Origin of the sequence: Paenarthrobacter sp. PH39-S1, from assembly GCF_030063245.1 — a bacterium.
Classification (GTDB): domain Bacteria; phylum Actinomycetota; class Actinomycetes; order Actinomycetales; family Micrococcaceae; genus Arthrobacter_M.
Map to the genome: position 1 here is coordinate 20,506 of NZ_JASISR010000018.1, position 18,209 is coordinate 38,714.

General features: G+C 63.9%; 17 protein-coding genes. 3 read left to right on the forward strand and 14 right to left on the reverse strand.

Translation table 11 applies throughout. The features are described from left to right. Positions 1-5 precede the first annotated feature (5 nt). The gene (gene glnA / locus QMG52_RS12710) at positions 6-1,346 is read right to left on the reverse strand and encodes a type I glutamate--ammonia ligase (RefSeq protein WP_283560768.1); all 1,341 of its coding nucleotides are present in this window, start codon (positions 1,344-1,346) and stop codon (positions 6-8) included. Positions 1,347-1,628: 282 nt separating this feature from the next. Between glnA and panB the strand changes: the two genes are divergently transcribed. Then, positions 1,629-2,510, forward strand: coding sequence for a 3-methyl-2-oxobutanoate hydroxymethyltransferase (panB, locus tag QMG52_RS12715; RefSeq protein ID WP_283560769.1), 882 nt, complete (start codon positions 1,629-1,631; stop codon positions 2,508-2,510). Positions 2,511-2,573: 63 nt separating this feature from the next. On the opposite strand, the gene QMG52_RS12720 is transcribed toward panB, so the two are convergent. Further along, complete coding sequence (locus QMG52_RS12720; protein ID WP_283560770.1) at positions 2,574-2,738, reverse strand: SPOR domain-containing protein; 165 nt, start codon at positions 2,736-2,738, stop codon at positions 2,574-2,576. Between the two features lie 92 nt (positions 2,739-2,830). Between QMG52_RS12720 and map the strand changes: the two genes are divergently transcribed. Beyond that, positions 2,831-3,709 (forward strand): type I methionyl aminopeptidase, encoded by an 879-nt coding sequence (map, locus tag QMG52_RS12725; RefSeq protein WP_283560771.1) that lies wholly within the window; start codon positions 2,831-2,833, stop codon positions 3,707-3,709. Positions 3,710-3,777: 68 nt separating this feature from the next. Next, positions 3,778-4,572 carry a polyphosphate--glucose phosphotransferase gene (gene ppgK, locus QMG52_RS12730; RefSeq protein ID WP_283560772.1) on the forward strand — a complete coding sequence of 265 codons (795 nt, stop codon included), beginning with the start codon at positions 3,778-3,780 and terminating at the stop codon, positions 4,570-4,572. Between the two features lie 134 nt (positions 4,573-4,706). Here ppgK and nrdR read toward each other — a convergent pair whose 3' ends face one another. The 12 genes from nrdR to ftsZ all read right to left on the reverse strand — a co-directional run bounded on the left by nrdR (position 4,707) and on the right by ftsZ (position 17,960). After that, complete coding sequence (gene nrdR, locus QMG52_RS12735) at positions 4,707-5,231, reverse strand: transcriptional regulator NrdR (protein ID WP_283560773.1); 525 nt, start codon at positions 5,229-5,231, stop codon at positions 4,707-4,709. Between the two features lie 186 nt (positions 5,232-5,417). Continuing rightward, complete coding sequence (gene hisD / locus QMG52_RS12740; protein WP_283560774.1) at positions 5,418-6,869, reverse strand: histidinol dehydrogenase; 1,452 nt, start codon at positions 6,867-6,869, stop codon at positions 5,418-5,420. 146 nt (positions 6,870-7,015) lie between these two features. Next, positions 7,016-7,558 carry a hypothetical protein gene (locus tag QMG52_RS12745; protein WP_283560775.1) on the reverse strand — a complete coding sequence of 181 codons (543 nt, stop codon included), beginning with the start codon at positions 7,556-7,558 and terminating at the stop codon, positions 7,016-7,018. A gap of 149 nt (positions 7,559-7,707) precedes the next feature. After that, complete coding sequence (dnaE, locus tag QMG52_RS12750; protein WP_502920520.1) at positions 7,708-11,235, reverse strand: DNA polymerase III subunit alpha; 3,528 nt, start codon at positions 11,233-11,235, stop codon at positions 7,708-7,710. A gap of 198 nt (positions 11,236-11,433) precedes the next feature. Next, on the reverse strand, positions 11,434-12,360 hold the full coding sequence (locus tag QMG52_RS12755) for an RluA family pseudouridine synthase (protein ID WP_283560776.1): 927 nt from the start codon (positions 12,358-12,360) through the stop codon (positions 11,434-11,436). Then, positions 12,353-13,000, reverse strand: a complete 648-nt coding sequence (gene lspA / locus QMG52_RS12760; protein ID WP_283560777.1) for a signal peptidase II — start codon at positions 12,998-13,000, stop codon at positions 12,353-12,355. Before lspA ends, QMG52_RS12755 begins: the two co-directional genes overlap by 8 nt. Positions 13,001-13,143: 143 nt before the next feature. Next, the gene (locus QMG52_RS12765) at positions 13,144-13,956 is read right to left on the reverse strand and encodes a DivIVA domain-containing protein (RefSeq protein WP_283560778.1); all 813 of its coding nucleotides are present in this window, start codon (positions 13,954-13,956) and stop codon (positions 13,144-13,146) included. 185 nt (positions 13,957-14,141) lie between these two features. Next, entirely contained in the window at positions 14,142-14,432 is a 291-nt protein-coding gene (locus tag QMG52_RS12770) for a YggT family protein (RefSeq protein ID WP_283560779.1), read from the reverse strand. A gap of 100 nt (positions 14,433-14,532) precedes the next feature. Then, positions 14,533-15,060, reverse strand: coding sequence for a cell division protein SepF (locus QMG52_RS12775; protein ID WP_283560780.1), 528 nt, complete (start codon positions 15,058-15,060; stop codon positions 14,533-14,535). 95 nt (positions 15,061-15,155) lie between these two features. After that, the gene (locus QMG52_RS12780) at positions 15,156-15,950 is read right to left on the reverse strand and encodes a YggS family pyridoxal phosphate enzyme (RefSeq protein ID WP_283560781.1); all 795 of its coding nucleotides are present in this window, start codon (positions 15,948-15,950) and stop codon (positions 15,156-15,158) included. Next, positions 15,937-16,728: a laccase domain-containing protein gene (locus QMG52_RS12785; RefSeq protein WP_283560828.1), complete on the reverse strand. Its 792-nt coding sequence runs from the start codon at positions 16,726-16,728 to the stop codon at positions 15,937-15,939. The genes QMG52_RS12780 and QMG52_RS12785 overlap by 14 nt, the downstream gene beginning before the upstream one ends. A 44-nt stretch (positions 16,729-16,772) precedes the next feature. Beyond that, on the reverse strand, positions 16,773-17,960 hold the full coding sequence (gene ftsZ, locus QMG52_RS12790) for a cell division protein FtsZ (protein WP_283560782.1): 1,188 nt from the start codon (positions 17,958-17,960) through the stop codon (positions 16,773-16,775). Positions 17,961-18,209 lie beyond the last annotated feature (249 nt).

Consider the following 18,209-nt stretch of genomic DNA (forward strand, 5'->3'; position numbering starts at 1 on the left):
GCACGCTAGAGAATGCCCAGATAGCGCTGCAGCTCATAGCGGGTGACCTGGAGCCGGTATTCCTGCCATTCGGCCCGCTTATTGCGCAGGAAGTGTTCAAAAACCTGCTCGCCGAGAACGTGCGCCATCAGCTCGGAATCCTCCATCTGACGGACCGCATCATGCAGGCTGGATGGAAGTGGATCATGCCCCATCGCCCGGCGCTCGGCGGCGGTCAGCGATTCGATGTCGTCTTCGGCCGCGGCGGGCAGTTCATAGCCCTCTTCGATACCCTTCAGCCCGGCACCGAGCAGCACGGCATACGCCAGGTACGGATTGGCCGCCGAATCGATACCGCGGTACTCGATCCGGGCGGACTGACCCTTGCCGGGCTTGTACAGCGGCACCCGCACCAGCGCCGAACGGTTGTTGTGCCCCCAGGACAGATAGCTGGGTGCTTCCCCGCCGCCCCAGAGCCGCTTATAGGAGTTCACAAACTGGTTCGTCACCGCTGTGAATTCCGGCGCGTGACGCAGTACCCCGGCGATGAACTGCCGGGCCGTCAGCGAAAGCTGGAACTCAGCACCCGCTTCATAAAACGCATTGGTATCCCCCTCGAAGAGGGAGAAATGCGTGTGCATTCCGGAGCCGGGATGATCCGAGAAAGGCTTCGGCATGAACGTGGCATACGTACCCTGCTGGAGCGCGACCTCTTTGATCACGGTCCGGAACGTCATAATATTGTCCGCGGTCTGCAACGCGTCCGCGTACCGCAGATCGATCTCGTTCTGCCCCGGTCCGCCTTCATGGTGACTGAACTCCACCGAAATGCCGACGTTTTCCAGCATGGTCACGGCGGTGCGGCGGAAGTCCTGGGCCACGCCACCGGGAACGTGGTCAAAGTAGCCCGCCTGATCCACCGGAACCGGAATGCCGTCCGGGCCGAGGTCCTGGGACTTCAGCAGGTAAAACTCGATCTCCGGATGCGTGTAGCAGGTGAACCCCATGTCGGCGGCCTTCGCCAGTGTCCGCTTCAGCACATTGCGCGGATCCGCCGCCGACGGCTCGCCGTCGGGGGTGAGAATGTCGCAGAACATCCGCGATGTCTGATCCTTCTCACCACGCCACGGCAGGATCTGGAACGTCGACGGATCCGGCTGCGCCAGCATATCGGACTCGAATACCCGGGCCAGGCCCTCGATCGCGGAACCGTCAAAACCAAGACCTTCTTCGAACGCGCCCTCCACCTCGGCTGGAGCCAAGGCCACCGATTTAAGCGAGCCGACGACGTCGGTGAACCACATGCGCACAAAGCGCACGTCACGTTCTTCGATGGTACGAAGAACAAATTCCTGCTGGCGATCCAAAATGCCCTCGTTTCTGACTCGGATGACGAACCGTCGTGGCGTACCAAGGACGCCTTGGTGCACCCGCAGGTTCCGTCCGGGGTCGGCGTGCGGGCCGCCGGCCAGTGATCGACGGCAGCTCCATACTCACTTTACTGACCATTGCCCCCGCATCGGTGACATTCTGCCTTCCGGACGTCAATCAATCGACCCGGCAACTCAGGTGCCGCCCGTCCGCGTCACATTACCGGTCCCAGTCTGCAGCAGGTCATGGCCGGTCACCGCCGGCGTTAAGCTCTATCCATGGTCCCCGTAAGCACTCCTGATTCCAATACGCCCGCCGAGCTCGCCGCCCCGTACGGCTCAGGGCCCACGCCTCCGTCCGCTCCCATCAAGCGTATACGGACCCACCACCTGCAAGCGGCAAAGAACAACGGCACGAAATTCGCCATGCTGACAGCGTACGACCAGTACACCGCCCAGATTTTCGACGAGGCAGGCATCGAGGTGCTGCTGATCGGTGACTCAGCCGCGAACAACGTCCTGGGCTACGAGACGTCGCTGCCCATCACCCTCGACGAAATGATTGTCTTCTCCCGTGCAGTCAGTGCCAGCGCCCATCGTGCCCTTATCGTCGCCGACCTGCCATTCGGAAGTTACGAATCATCTACGGCGCAGGCCATCGACTCTTCAGTCCGGCTCATGAAGGAAGGACTGGTGCACGCGGTCAAGATGGAAGGCGGCGCCTACTACGCGGACACCGTCCGGGCCATGACTGCCGCCGGCATACCCGTCATGGCGCACATCGGCTTCACCCCGCAAAGCGAGCACGCCCTGGGCGGGTACCGTGTGCAGGGCCGCGGCGGCGCCGGACAGGCGTTGACAGACGACGCCGTCGCATTGGCTGAGGCGGGCGCCTTCTGTGTGTTGATGGAAATGGTTCCCTCCGACGTCGCGGCGGCTGTCGACGCCGCCGTTGCGGTGCCGACGATAGGCATTGGCGCCGGGAATTCCACCACCGGCCAGGTGCTCGTCTGGCAGGACATGGCCGGCCTGCGGACCGGACACATCGCTAAATTCGTGAAACAGTACGCGGATCTGCGGACCGTGCTCTCCGGCGCCGCCAAGGCGTACGGTGACGATGTCCGGGCCGGAACGTTCCCAGGCCCCGAGCACTCCTTCTAGGCTGCTTCTGGATTGTCAGGCACCGTGGGTCTGCTCAGCGCGCCATGCGCGCGTCGGGAACGGTCAGTCGTCGTCGCCCGCTTCCCAGGACTCATTGCGGGCCTTGACCTTCTCCAACGCCTTTTCGGCGTCTTCACGGCTGTTGTACGGGCCGATCAGCTGCTTGTAATCGGACATGGCGTCCTCTTCGACCTGGTGGGTGTTGACGTTGTACCAGAACTGCGGCATTGCTGCTCCTTCCTGACAGTAAAGCTGCTTTAAGCAAAGACTTCGGGCGATCGGCAGACCCGGGGTCCGGCGACTCCTTATAGAATAGGACCATGCCTGCGTACGCCACCACCGCCCCCGTCGGATCTCTTGTGCAAGGAAAGGTAAGCCCCGTGCTGCCCGTTCCGTCTTCCATCCCGCGACCGGAATATGTGGGCAAGGCGGGGCCGGCCAAGTTCACCGGATCCGAGGTCAAATCCGTGGAAACGGTGGAAAAGATCCGCATCGCCTCCAGAATCGCGGCCCAGGCCATCGTTGAGGTCGGCAAGTACATTGAACCAGGAGTGACGACGGACAGGCTGGACCGAGTGGGCCACGAATTCCTCCTGGACCACAAGGCCTACCCCTCCACGCTGGGCTACCGCGGTTTCCCCAAGTCGCTGTGCTCCTCACTGAATGAGGTCATCTGCCACGGCATCCCCGACAGCACCGTGGTGCAGGACGGGGACATCATCAACATCGATATCACCGCCTACATCAATGGTGTGCATGGCGACACAAATTACACTTTCCTGTGCGGCGACGTTGACGAGGAATCCCGGCTGCTGGTGGAGCGCACCAGGGAATCCTTGGCGCGGGCCACGCGCGCCGTGGCACCCGGGCGCGAAATCAACGTCATTGGCCGCACCATCGAGTCCTATGCGAAGCGGTTCGGCTACGGGGTGGTCCGTGATTTCACCGGGCACGGAGTGGGTGAGGCGTTCCACACCGGTTTGATTATTCCGCATTATGACGCGGCCCCGGCCTACAGCACTGGGATGGAGACCGGCATGGTGTTTACCATCGAACCCATGCTGACGCTCGGCAGCATTGAGTGGGATATGTGGGACGATGACTGGACAGTGGTCACACGTGACCGCAAACGCACCGCACAGTTTGAACACACCCTGCTGGTCACTGAATCGGGAGCCGAAGTCCTCACCCTGCCCTGACCGGTATATTATCGCCAGCCGCCTGCAGTCTGTCCTTATCAACCCCCACCGACCCTCCCGGAGCCAGCATGTCGAAAAAGTCCTCGTCCCATTCCAACGTCATCGGGATTGACATTGGCGGCACCGGCATTAAGGGCGGAATCGTTAACCTGGAAAAGGGCAAGCTGGTCGGCGACCGGTTCCGCATTGACACTCCTCAGCCGTCAACCCCGGCGGCGGTCGCAAAAGTTGTCGGCCGGATCGTTGCCGAACTGATGACCCGCGACGGCGCCCCGGAAAGGGATGCTCCGGTGGGCGTCACCTTCCCGGCCATCATTGCGCACGGGGTGGCCAAGTCCGCGGCCAACGTGGACAAGAGCTGGAAGGGCACCGACGTCGACGCCCTGCTGACGCAGGAACTGGGCCGCGACGTTCAGGTCATGAACGACGCCGATGCCGCCGGCCTGGCGGAGGCGCGGTATGGTGCCGGCAAGGGTGTCAAGGGAACAGTTCTGGTAATCACGCTCGGAACGGGTATCGGCTCCGCATATATCTTCAATGGCAAGCTGGTCCCCAACGCCGAGCTCGGACACCTTGAGATCGATGGGGCCGATGCCGAATCCCGGGCATCCGCCGCGGCCCGCGAGCGGGAAAATCTCAGCTGGCCCGACTATGCCAAGCGGCTGCAGCGCTACTTCAGCCACCTGGAATTCATTTTCTCCCCCGAACTGTTCATCATCGGCGGCGGCATTTCCAAGCGCAGCGAAGATTACCTGCCGCTGCTGGACCTGGAAACCAGGATCATCCCGGCCGAGCTGCAGAACAACGCCGGCATCGTCGGCGGTGCGCTGCAGGCCGCCCTGCACTTCAAGCTCATCAAGTAGATACCCCAGCCCGTACGTGTCTGAGCCCGCTGGGGTGGACGTTCGCGCCGGCTGCCATCGTGGGCTTGGTGCCGGTGGTGGCCCGGGCTTCCCCTCCCTGGCCACCACCGGAGCTTGATGGTCCCGCGGCTTGTTCAGCCCCCTGGCTCCCCTGCCTTGTCGCTGGCTTTCACCGGGACCCGACCGTGCAGAGCTGATGTCGGCCCGGGGGGTGGGGTCTCGCTGCGCAACAGCTCGATGGCGCTTTCGAAGTCCTCCAGGGATTCAAAGGCCTGATAGACGCTGGCAAACCGCAGGTAGGCCACCTGGTCCAGCTTTTGCAGGGGACCAAGAATGGCCAGCCCAACCTCGTTGGCCGCCAGCTCCGCTGCTCCGCTGGCGCGGATGGTTTCTTCGACCTCTTGGGCCAGCATGGCCAGATCATCATCGGTGACAGGACGACCCTGACAGGCCTTGCGCACGCCGGTGATGATTTTACTGCGGCTGAAGGGCTCGCCCACTCCGGAGCGTTTGATCACCGACAGGCTGGCGGTTTCGACGGTGCTGAACCGCCGGCCGCATTCCGGGCACTGTCGGCGCCGCTTGATGGTCGAGCCGTCGTCGGCCATGCGGCTGTCCACCACGCGGGAGTCGGGGTTACGGCAAAATGGGCAATACACGCCGGCCCTCCTCCTGTCAGCGGACTTACCGGACCAGTTTACTACTACATCTGGGAGAATTACAACGTCGTGATTACTATATGTAGTGTTTCTTCTCCGTAGGCGGTGACTTAACCCAGGCGATTATCAGCCGCCGCACTGCAGCCGGGCGATCCTTCCCAGGTGACAGCTGCAGGAGGTAGGCGGTCAGCTGTTGCGGAAGCGGATCCGGACGGCATCCCCGTGTGCAGGCAGGTCTTCCGCGCCAGAGAGGGCGACGATGTGGGCGGCCACCTGCGACAGCGCCGCCTTGTCATACTTGATCACTTGGACGGCGCGCAGGAATGTGGTCACATTCAGACCCGAGGAGAACGCGGCGGTCCCCCCGGTTGGCAGCACGTGGTTGGAACCGGCGCAGTAATCGCCCAGGCTCACCGGACTGTAGTCGCCGACGAAGATGGCCCCGGCATTGCGGATCCTGGCGGCCACGGCTGGCGCGTCCTCGGTCATGATTTCCAGGTGCTCGGCGGCATAGGCATCGCAGACCGCGATGCCTTGTTCCAGCGAATCCACCAGCACGACACCGGACTGGGGGCCGGACAGCGCCTGTGCCACGCGGTCTCGGTGCCGGGTCTGCGCGGCTTGAACACTCAGCTCGGTCTGCACCGCGGCAGCGAGCGCAGCCGAATCGGTGATCAGGACGGAGGCGGCGTGTGGATCGTGCTCGGCCTGGCTGATCAGGTCGGCGGCAACCAAAACGGCGTCGGCGTCGGCATCGGCGAGGATGGCGATTTCCGTGGTGCCGGCCTCGGAATCAATGCCAACGGTGCCCTTCACCAGCCGCTTGGCGGTGGCCACAAAAATGTTGCCCGGCCCGGTGATCACGTCGACGGGCGGCAGCGACGGTGCGCGCCCGCGGCCGTCGGTGCAGGCTCCGTCCGCTTCAGCAGTGTTCGCCTCGGCAATGCCGGCTTCCTCCATGTCCGCCTCGACGCCGTAGGCAAATGCAGCGATGGCCTGGGCCCCGCCCATAGCGTAGACCTCCTCGATGCCCAGCAACGCGGCCGCCGCCAGGATGGTGGGGTGCGGCAACCCGCCGAAGCCCTTTTGCGGCGGCGATGCCAGCGCGATGGACGCCACCCCGGCGGCCTGTGCGGGCACAACGTTCATCACTACCGACGATGGGTAGACGGCCAGGCCGCCCGGCACGTACAGCCCCACACGCCCGACCGGGATCCAGTGCTGGCTCACCGTGGCGCCGTCGGCGAGCTGTACGTCCACGTCGGCGGGGCGCTGGGCCGTGGCAACGGTCCGTGCCCGGTCGATGGATTCCTCCAGCGCGGCGCGGACCTGCGGGTCCAGCTCCGTCAGTGCGGTTGCCAGGGCCTCAGCCGGCACCCGCGGGTGCCGCTGTGCGACGCCGTCGAACCGCAGGGCCAGCTCGGCCAAGGCGGCATACCCTCGGTCCCGAACGTCATCGATAATTTGCCGGACCTTATGTTCGGCATCGGCAACGGAAGCCGATGTGGCCCGGGGCACTAACCCTCGCAGCTCGGACAGGCTCAACGTCCGTCCGCGCAGATCGATGGTGCGGAACACCACGACGGCGGCGGTTCCGGGTGCGGCTGGGCTGGAATCCTGAATCTTGCTGGGGGTCACCCTTCGAGTTTACCGGTTCCTGCCCCGGATCCGGTGTCCGGGACTTAGTGTGACCGGGCCGGACCAACGCTCGCACAGCGGCCCGGACGGCCTATTATTCGTGCGGGGCCCGGCTGGCGCGGCCGGAGAGCGGCATCCCCGGCGCCCTATTGTTCGTGCGATGGACCGGAGCGAAGCAGGCTGATCAGCGTGACAGCAAACACCAGCAGGGCACAGATGGCAGGCCAGAGGGCCAGTACGCCCGGCGACCGGAGTGAGAATGCGATGCTCGCATTTGCGGGATGAGCCGGTGCGTGCCCGAAAAGCCGGCCGGCGAGATCGCCCAACTGCCAGGCGATGACTGATCCGGCAGCGGAGCCGACCACGGCGGCGAGCACTTTGGTATACGAGCCGGGGTTACGGCGCTGCGGCAGCAGGAAGAGCGCGACGACGACGCCGGCCACGAGTCCGAGGGTCCCCAGCACCAGGTCACGGGGAAGCCAGTTCGCGGGGTCTTCCCCCGAGCCGTAAAACGCCCCTCCGGGCGCCAGCAGCCACCATAGGACGCCGATAACGATGCCGGCAGCCGCCGTGCAGCTGAACCAGCGCAGCAGCGAGGCGGGCGGTGCGCTGGTGAGGTCGCCGGGGACGGCCTGTGCGTAAACGGCCGGCGGATACTGCGGCGCACCGGTGGAGGGCGGTTCAGTCATGGTTCTACGCTAGCAAATGAAACAGCCGCCGAAGTTTGACCGCTTGTCGCCTCCGGATAGGGCAAGACGACGGCGCGTTGCCGCCACACGCCGGGTCCCTGAAATGAAACATGGTCAGATTTCAACGTGCCGGCGCCACATCTCTGCCGCTACACCTCCAGGCAGGTGGGCCCGAGCAGCACCTTGAGGTCGCCAAACAGCGCCGGCGTCGGATTCACCCGAAGGTGCAGACCCAGTTTCATGACCTCGATGGTGCGTGACCCGGCCAGCCGCAGCTGCACCTCGGTGGTTCCCGGGTGCGTCTGGAGGACCTCCCCCAGCGCGGTCACCACGTGTTCGGTGGCTTTGAAGCTCGGCAGGGAAATCACCACCGGCCCGGAATGACCGTCGCTGAGATCGGGGACTGTCAGTTCCATGGCGTTCAGCGCGATGGCGCCGTCGTCGCGCTTCTGCAGCCGTCCCTTGACGACAACTATCAGGTCTTCAGCCAAAATCGTGGCGATCGGACCGTAGACCTGGCCAAAGAACATCACCTCGATGGAAGCACCCAGGTCCTCCACCTCGGCCCGGGCGTAGGCGTTGCCGCTGGCCTTGGCGATGCGTCGGGACAACGACGTGATCATGCCCGAGATGGTGACAATGGCGCCGTCGGACGGACCTTCCTCGCCGATCAATGTGCTGATCGTCTGGTCGGCGTGCTGGCTGAGCACGCCCTCGAGCCCCTGCAGCGGATGGTCCGAAACGTACAGACCCAGCATGTCCCGTTCGAAAGCCAGCTTGTCCTTTTTCTCCCATTCGGGCAGTTCCGGGATCTCCAGGGCCAGGCTGGCCTCGGGTTCCTCCTGTGCAAATCCGGCGAACAGGTCAAACTGGCCCACCGCCTCGTTGCGTTTGAGCACGATCACGGAATCGATTGCTTCTTCGTGGACCATCGCCAGTGCGCGCCGCGGATGTCCGAGCGAGTCGAAGGCACCGGCCTTGATCAGTGATTCGATGGTCCTCTTGTTACAGACGACGGCGGGAACCTTCAGCAGGTAGTCCTTGAAGGAGGTGAAATCCCCTGCCTCCTGGCGGGCGGACACCATGGCCTCCACCGCGTTGACGCCGACGTTGCGGATCGCCGCCATGCCGAACCGGATGTCGTGGCCCACCGGGGTGAAGTTCACGCTGGATTCGTTCACATCCGGGGGCAGCACGGTGATGCCCATTTTGCGGCACTCATTGAGGTACAGGGCGAGCTTGTCCTTGTCGTCGCCGACGCTGGTCAGCAGGGCAGCCATGTATTCGGCCGGATAGTGTGCCTTCAGAAACGCAGTCCAGTAGGAGATCATCCCGTAGGCGGCGGAGTGCGCCTTGTTGAAGGCGTAGTCGGAGAAGGGCAGCAGAATGTCCCAGAGCGTCTTGATGGCCGCGTCGGAGTAGCCGTTGTCCTTCATGCCCTGCTCGAAGCCGGCATACTGCTTGTCCAGCTCGGATTTCTTCTTCTTACCCATGGCGCGGCGCAGGATGTCCGCCTGTCCCAGGGTGAAGCCGGCGACTTTCTGGGCGATGGCCATGACCTGCTCCTGATACACGATCAGGCCGTACGTGCCGCCAAGGATCTCGGCGAGTGGCTCCTCAAGCTCCTTGTGGATCGGGTCGATATTCTGCAGACCGGTCTTGCGCAGCGCATAGTTGGTGTGCGAATTGGCGCCCATTGGGCCGGGCCGGTAGAGGGCGATAACGGCGGAGATGTCCTCAAAGTTGTCCGGGCGCATCTGTTTGAGCAGCGCGCGCATCGGACCGCCGTCAAGCTGGAAAACACCGAGCGTGTCGCCGCGGGCCAACAGCTCGTAGGATTCCGCGTCATCGAGTTCCAGCTCCTCAAGCACCAGGTCGACGTCGGCATTGGACTTAATGTTTTCGACGGCGTCGGTGATGATGGTCAGGTTACGCAGACCCAAAAAGTCCATCTTGATCAGGCCCAGGCCCTCGCAGGTGGGGTAATCAAACTGGGTGATGACCTGGCCGTCCTGCTCCCGGCGCATGATCGGGACAATGTCGATCAGCGGATCCGATGACATGATCACACCGGCGGCATGCACGCCCCATTGGCGCTTAAGACCTTCGAGCCCGAGCGCCATGTCGAAGACCCGCTGCGAGTCCTGATCCGTGCGGAGGATTTCACGCAGCTCCTCCGCTTCCGAGTAGCGCTTGGCCTCCTTATTGTGCACTTCCGTCAGGAGCATGCCCTTGCCCATTACGTCCGGCGGCATCGCCTTGGTGAGGCGCTCACCGGTGGAAAACGGATAGCCCTGCACGCGGGAGGAGTCCTTCAGCGCCTGCTTGGCCTTGATGGTGCCGAAGGTGACGATCATCGCCACGCGTTCGTCGCCGTATTTTTCGGTGACGTAGCGGATCACCTCGGACCGGCGTCGATCGTCAAAGTCCACGTCAAAGTCGGGCATGGACACGCGCTCCGGATTCAGGAAGCGCTCAAAGATCAGTCCGTGCCGCAGCGGATCCAGATCCGTGATGCGCATGGCGTAGGCCACCATGGAGCCCGCACCGGAGCCGCGGCCCGGGCCGACCCGTATGCCGTTGTTTTTGGCCCAGTTGATGAAGTCGGCCACTACCAGGAAGTACCCCGGGAAACCCATCGCCGTGATGACACCGACCTCGAATTCGGCCTGCTTGCGCACCTCATCGGGAATGCCCGCCGGGTAGCGGAAATGCAGCCCCGTTTCCACCTCTTTAACGAACCAGGAATTCTCGTCCTCGCCCGCCGGGACGGGGAAAACGGGCATGAAGCTGGCGCTGGTGTTGAAATCCACGCTGCAGCGCTCGGCTATCAGCAGGGTATTGTCACAGGCTTCGGGATAGTCGCGGAAAAGCAGCCGCATTTCCTGCGGGGACTTCAGGTAAAATTCATCGGCGTCGAATTTGAAGCGCTTGGGATCGGCCATGGTGGAACCGGACTGCACACACAGCAGCGCGGCGTGGGATGCCGCGTCTTCCGGGTGAGTGTAATGCAGGTCATTGGTGGCCAGCAGCGGAAGCCCGAGTTCCTTGGCAAGTTTATGCAGATCCGAGGAGACGTTGCGTTCGATGTCCAGACCATGGTCCATCAGCTCGCAGAAATAGTTGTCTTTGCCGAAAATATCCCTGAAATCGGAGGCCGCCTGCACGGCCTCCTTGTACATGCCGAGCCGAAGCTTGGTCTGCACCTCCCCGGACGGGCAGCCGGTGCTGGCGATCAGCCCCTTCCCGTAGGTCTGGAGCAGGTCCCGGTCCATCCGCGGCTTGTACAGATACCCTTCCAGCGAGGCCTTCGAGGACATCCGGAAGAGGTTGTGCATGCCCTCGGTGCTCTCCGACCACATCGTCAGGTGCGTGTAGGCACCTGCTCCGGAGACGTCGTCGCGCCCGCCGCCGCCCCACTGCACACGCGTGCGGTCCTGCCGGGCGGTCCCGGGCGTCAGGTAGGCCTCAACCCCGATAATCGGTTTGATTCCTGCGGCCTTGGCCTTGGACCAGAAATCGAAGGCGCCGAAAACGAAACCATGGTCCGTCGTGGCCAGCGCATTCATGCCCAGCTCGTCGGCATGGCTGAACAGATCCGTCAGCCGCGCCGCCCCGTCCAGCATTGAATACTCGGTGTGATTGTGAAGATGAACAAAAGAATCGGAGCTAGCCACCTGTATATTCTAGGCTGTCCGGAGCCCGCATCCGCGGACGAGGCATTCCTCCGCGGGGAACCCGCGCCGTCGACTCGCAGGTCTGCGCTGGGCGTCCCGGCACCAGCTGCGGACCGGAGCCGCCGCTGCAGCAGCGGCCTCCGTCCATACCCGGTGCGTCGGCCCGTGCTGGAACCCATGAAACCTAAAACAACAGACCTAGTGCAGGCCCGACTGGAGCGCCGTCAGGGCGTAGGAAAGATCCTCCGGATACTCGCTGACAACCTCAACCCATTCGCCGGTGCGGGGATGGCTGAAGCCCAGCTGACGCGCATGCAGCCATTGCCGCGTCAACCCGAGCTCCGCCGCAAATTTCGGGTCCGCGCCATAGGTCAGGTCCCCGGCGCAGGGGTGGTGCAGGGCGGAAAAATGGACGCGGATCTGGTGCGTGCGGCCGGTTTCCAGGTGGACCTCGACCAGGGCGGCGCGGCCGAAGGCTTCCAGAACCTCATAGTGCGTCACGGACTGGCGACCGCCTTCGATCACGGCGAACCGCCAGTCGTGGCCGGGATGGCGACCGGTTGGCGCATCGATGGTGCCGCGCAGCGGATCCGGCAGGCCCTGCACCACGGCGTGGTAGACCTTCTCCACGGTCCGCTCCTTGAAGGCGTGCTTGAGCAGCGAATAGGCGTGTTCGGTCTTGGCGACCACCATGACCCCGGACGTGCCGACGTCCAGCCGATGCACGATCCCGGCACGCTCCGGGGCGCCGGAGGTTGAGATACGGTAGCCGGCAGCGGCCAGCGCGCCGACGACCGTCGGGCCGACCCAGCCCGGCGAGGGGTGCGCGGCGACGCCGACGGGCTTGTCGATCACGACAAACGACTCGTCGTCCAGCAGGATCTTCAGATCTTGCACCGGCTCGACGACGACGGCCAGCGGGTCCCGCCGCACCGGGATGGTCACGTCAAGCCGGGTACCTGCGCGCAGTTTGTCCGCCTTGGCCAGCGCCGTGCCGTTGAACAGGACATTGCCTTCGGCACACAGCAGCGCCGCCGCGGAACGCGAGATGCCCAGCAGGAGCGCCAGGGCCGAATCCACCCGTTCGCCGGCGAGGTCGGCCGGCACTTCCACCTGCTCAGACATCCTTTCCCTCTGTTCCGGCCGCCGCCGGCCCCTCTTCGGCGGGTTGCGCCGGGGCGGCTCTTCCGCCGAACGGGATTCCTTTCAGCGTCAGAATGCAGATCAGTATCACCGAGCCGACAACGGAGGAATCGGCGATATTGAAGATCGCGAAGTTGGGCAGGGCAATGAAATCAACCACGTGTCCCATGCCAAAGGACGGTTCACGGAACAGCCGGTCGGTCAGATTTCCCAGCGCGCCACCGAGCAGCATGCCCATGGCCACCGACCACCAGACGGAGCCCAGCTTACGCGCCTGCACCACGATGCCGATCGCCACCACCGCCATCACTATGGTGAACAGCCAGGTGACGTTTTCACCGATTGAGAAGGCCGCTCCGGAATTGCGGATGTAATGCCAGCTCAGCAGCTGCGGGAGCACCGGCGTAATCTGGCCATCCGTCATGGTGCTGGAGACCCACCATTTGGTCAGCTGGTCCAGCACATACGCCAGCACGGCAAATCCGGCAAGCGTCAGCAGCAGGGGCACGCGGCGCCGTCCGGGAAGGCCGGGTCCGCGAAGACCAGTCCCGGGAACAGGATGGACGGGACGGCGCCGGGATGATTCTGACGCGGCAAAGCCGCGGGTTGGTTCGTCGCTCATAGTGCTTTCGTTGTATCACGCAGTGGTTGCATCACGCAGTGGTTGCATCAGGCAGTGGTTGCATCAGGCAGTGGTTGCGCTGGCCTTAACGTCAAAAACCGGTGGCCGAGGATATCCCCAGCCACCGGCTCCCATCTCGTGTGTCAGGAGTTCGAGTTTCCGTCCGCCGCATCCGCGGCGACGACGGAGCCCCGCGCATCCAGATCGCGCAACTGACCCTCGATGTAGGTCTTCAGCCGGGCGCGGTAGTCCCGCTCGAAACCGCGGAGCTGCTCAACCTTGCGCTCGAGGACGGAGCGCTGCTGTTCCAGCGCGCCAAGAGTCTTGCGGCTCTTTTCCTGGGCGTCGTTGACCAGCGTGCTGGCTTCCACCTGGGCTTCGGCAATGATCTTGTCGCGCTGCTCAACGCCGGCATTGACGTACTCATCATGCAGACGCTGTGCCATGGCCAGGACTCCAGCCGCGGAATCAATGCCGGCGGCATTGGCCGCCGCGGGGGCCGGTTCCGGAGCGTGCGGAGAATCGGCTGTCTTGGCCGCGGTCAGCGGGACGGCGCTCGTGGAAGCAGCATCGGTCTTGGACGCAGTGCCGTCCTTGCCCTCGGCGTCCTTGGAGTCGGTGTTTTTGGAGTCGGTGTTTTTGGAGTCAGTGACCTTGGAATCGGCGACCTTGACGCCGGTGGCCTTGGAATCCCGACCATCAGGCTTGGCGCCGCTGTGCTTGTCGTCCCCGGTCGGTACCTTTTCAACAATCGGCGCCGGTACGGAGGCAGCCGAAGCGGAGTTCGCGGGCTGGGACGAAAGCTTCTTGCGAAGCTCCTCGTTCTCTTGGGTCAGCCGACGGAGCTCGACCACGATTTCGTCAAGAAAGTCGTCGACTTCGTCCTGGTCGTAGCCTTCACGGAATTTCGTCGGCTGAAACCGCTTGTTGACAACATCTTCTGGCGTGAGCGCCATCCAGTCACCTCGTTGGTTTAAGTTAGTCCAGACCGCCCGGGAGCGCTCTGGACTGCGGTACCTGATACGGATCTGAAGATCCACAGTTCAGGGTATATCGAATTTACAGTATAACTTTTCTCGACCGGGGACTAACCTCGGCCGAAGCTTGCCGGCTAATGCCCCCGGCGAGCGGTATTGCGGCGCTATAAAGCGAACGCCTGAGTGATGGACATTGCAATCCCCACGAGGATCAGCAGGAGCAGAAAGCCCAGATCCAACGACACGCTGCCGAGCTGCAGGGGCGGGATCAACCGCCGGAGCAGCCTCAGCGGCGGGTCAGTCACCGAGTAGACACCGGAGGCGGCCACCAAAGCCAGTGATTTGGGCCGCCAGTCACGGGCGAACATCTGCACCCAGTCGAAGACCAGCCGGACCATGAGGGCAAGAAAGAACAGCAGCAGCAGCAGATACAGCAAAGCGAACACTATTGTCACGCCGGGAGACACGATCCTTATACGAAGTCAGTCGGAGGAGAACTCAACAATACCGCCCTTGGATGGAAAAGGCCCGGGCGGTTGGCCGGGCCTTTCATCATCAGCTCTGGTTGAAGAAACTCGCCTGCGTGTCAGACGCCTTCTTGTCGTCGCCCAGAACCTCAATGTAGGAAGGGGACAGCAGGAAGACCTTGTTGGTCACACGCTCGATACTGCCGTGCAGGCCGAAAACGAGACCCGCTGAGAAGTCGACCAGCCGCTTGGCGTCGGCCTCTCCCATATCCGTAACGTTCATGATGACGGGAATGCCATCGCGGAAGCTTTCGCCGATGACTTTGGCGTCATTGTAGGAACGCGGGTGCACGGTGGTGATCTGCCTCAGCCCGGACACCGTCTCGCGGCTTGATGCGGCGCGCTTGATCGGAGTCACCGGCGCCCGGTACTCATCGTCCGTCACCTTGGCCGCGACCGGCACGGGAACGGCTTCCACGCGGCTGGGGGCATCGCGGTCATAGTCCACTGAATAATCCTCATTCTTGTGTCCAGACTGAGGGTGCTCAGCCTCGTAGTGCTCGTCACCATCGGCGAGCCCAAGATAGATCATTGTCTTGCGCAGCGCGCCGGCCATGGTTGCTCCTCATAGGTCTTGTGACTGCTGGTCTCTGTGGTGTCCTCCGGCACAGGACAACTCCTCTGCCGTGCTGGTCTCCCACTGCTCCGACGCTACCGTAACGCCGGGCGCGGACCGAGGACATCCGATCCGACACGCAGGTGTGTCGCACCGGCAGCAAGGGCAGGTTCCAGGTCCTGGCTCATTCCGGCCGAGATTGCGGTGGCATGCGGGAAGCGGTCGACGACGGCGGCCGACGTCTGTTGGAGCCGCGCGAAGGCTTCGCCCGCGTCACCACCTAAGGGGGCCACCGCCATCACGCCGGCCAGCCGCAGCCCGGGGGCGGCCTCGATCAGCTCCGCCAGCTCCAACGCTTGGGCCGGGAGGGCACCTCCGCGCGACCCTGCTGCCCCGTAGCCCTCCACTCCCGCCGGTGTTGACAGTGCGGGGTCCAAGTTCAGCTGGATGAAACAGAGCAAGTCCGCCCGGTTGCTGCGCTGCTGCTCCGCGGTGATGGCCGCGCTCAGGGCTCGGATGAGGCCGGGCCGGTCCACGGAGTGGACGGCATGGGCATAACCAGCCACCGATTTCGCTTTGTTGGTCTGCAGCTGACCGATGAAATGCCACCGCAGCGAGGCGCATTCCCGGTGCTGCGCTACGTTGGCCGATTTGCCGGCCGCTTCCTGGTCCCGGTTCTCGCCGAGGTCCCTTACGCCCAACCCGGCCAGCAGGAGGACATCGGCGGCAGGATGGAATTTCGTGACGACGATCAGTTTCGGCTCGCCCCAGGCCGCCGGCCGCAGCCGGACGGCGTCGGCAATCCGCTGGCGCACGGCGGCAAGATTTGCGCTCAGCTCAATCAGGCGGGTATCCCCGTCGGGCTCCCGGGCACCCTCATTCGGTGACATAAATAACTCCTGCAAATCGGCCCTGCGGGCGGTTATGTGCCGCGTCCCGGCGGTGCGAGAACAGGCCCGGCTGTTCCATCGTGCACGCCCCAAGACGACGCGTGTTGCCTCCGGCAGCTTCAACTCCGGCTATTTTCACTCCGGCTCGGGGTGTTTCCCTTCCAGCTCCGACTGATTCCATTCCCGCCACTTCAACACCGGCAGCGGACAGTTGGCTCAGTACTCCGGCCGGCAGATCCAAGGCAGGCGTTCCCCAACTCGTCGTCGCGAACGTGGAAGGCTCAACCGCCGCTACTTCATCACGCAGCCGGGCGGGCACCTCATAGCAGGCTCCGCAGACGGACGGTCCCAGCCAGGCACGGATCCGCACCGCACCGCGGCTGCGCATGGCCTCCACGGTCTTCGGCACCACCTGCGAGGCTACGCCGGGCCTGCCGGCATGCGAGACCGCCAGCACCGGCCTCCCCGCCGCCGACTCCCCCAGCAGCACCACGGGGACGCAGTCGGCCACCAGCACGGCAAGCGAGGCGTCGGTGGAGACCATGGCGTCCGCCGTCGGGCCCGCGTCCACCGCTGACACCTGCACCACCGCACAGCCGTGCACCTGGTTCATGAACCTCAGCGGCCCTGCTCCCGGCCCCAACTCGAGCTGCAGCCGAGCGCGGTTCCGCCGCACGCCGTCGGCGTCTCCGCCAACGTGAAAGGCCAGGTTACCGGCACCGGTGTCCGTGAATCCCACCCGGATTCCCGGACTGACTTCATGGTTCCACCAGAACACGGCCACCTGACCTTCCGTCGATTGAAACTGCCCTCGGGGCCGGGCTACTTCAGGAAATCGGGCACATCCAGGTCATCCATCCGGTGTCCGGAGAGGTCCGGCTCAACGATGGCCGGCAGATCCACATCGAAGCCGGCGTCCGCTGGGACGTGACTGCTGGACTGCTGGCCCCAGTGGTTGGTCCCGGCTGAGGGAACCGATGCCGGGACTCCGACAGGTGCCGCCAGCGGAACGGCGGGAGCGAGCTGCACAGGAACAGCCGGCTCAGCCTTGGCCGAGGTGACATCGACATTGTCGAAGCCAGCGGCGATCACTGTCACGCGGGCCTCGTCCCCGAGGGCATCGTCAATGACGGCACCGAAAATGATATTCGCTTCCGGGTGCGCCACTTCCTGCACCAGCCGCGCGGCCTCATTGATTTCGAACAACCCGAGATCCGAACCACCCTGGATGGACAGCAGCACGCCGTGGGCGCCGTCGATCGACGCTTCCAGCAGCGGCGAGGCGATGGCAAGCTCCGCGGCCTTAACGGCACGGTCCTCACCACGGGCGGAGCCGATGCCCATCAAGGCGGACCCCGCACCCTGCATGACGGACTTGACGTCCGCAAAGTCAAGGTTGATCAGGCCAGGGGTGGTAATCAGATCGGTGATGCCCTGGACGCCGGAGAGCAGTACCTGATCCGCCGAGCGGAACGCATCCAGCACCGAGACGTTGCGGTCGCTGATGGACAACAGCCTGTCATTGGGGATGACAATGAGCGTATCGACCTCGTCGCGGAGTGCGTCAATGCCGTTCTCGGCGCTGGTCGCCCGGCGGCGCCCCTCGAAGGTGAACGGACGGGTGACAACGCCGATGGTCAAGGCGCCGAGCGAGCGGGCAATCCGGGCCACCACGGGCGCTCCGCCGGTACCGGTTCCGCCGCCTTCACCGGCGGTCACGAAGACCATGTCAGCCCCACGCAGCACTTCTTCGAGCTCGTCCGCGTGATCCTCGGCGGCCTGGCGTCCAACATCGGGGTTGGCGCCGGCGCCCAGGCCGCGGGTCAGTTCACGTCCGATGTCAAGCTTGACGTCGGCGTCGGACATCAACAGGGCTTGCGCATCCGTGTTGACGGCGATGAATTCAACGCCGCGCAGTCCAACGTCGATCATCCGGTTGATTGCGTTGACGCCACCGCCGCCGATGCCGACGACCTTGATGACGGCCAGGTAATTCTGGGGTGCTGCCACGTTACGTGTCCCTTGTTCGTGTGCTGTTTGAAAATTCGTGTGCCCGGCAGGGCGTAGTAGTGACGCCCGGGGGCTCCACTGGTTAGTCTGTGCTGCTGGTCGAAGCCTGTACTGCTGGTTGAAGCTTGGATAGCTGGTGAAGCTTGGGAGCCTAACCCTCAACTTGAAGGTTATAGTTATGTCAAGTAACTCTTGTCTGAGACGCTATTGGGCATCGCTTCAGCATGCAATTACCGCCGTGGGCGTGTC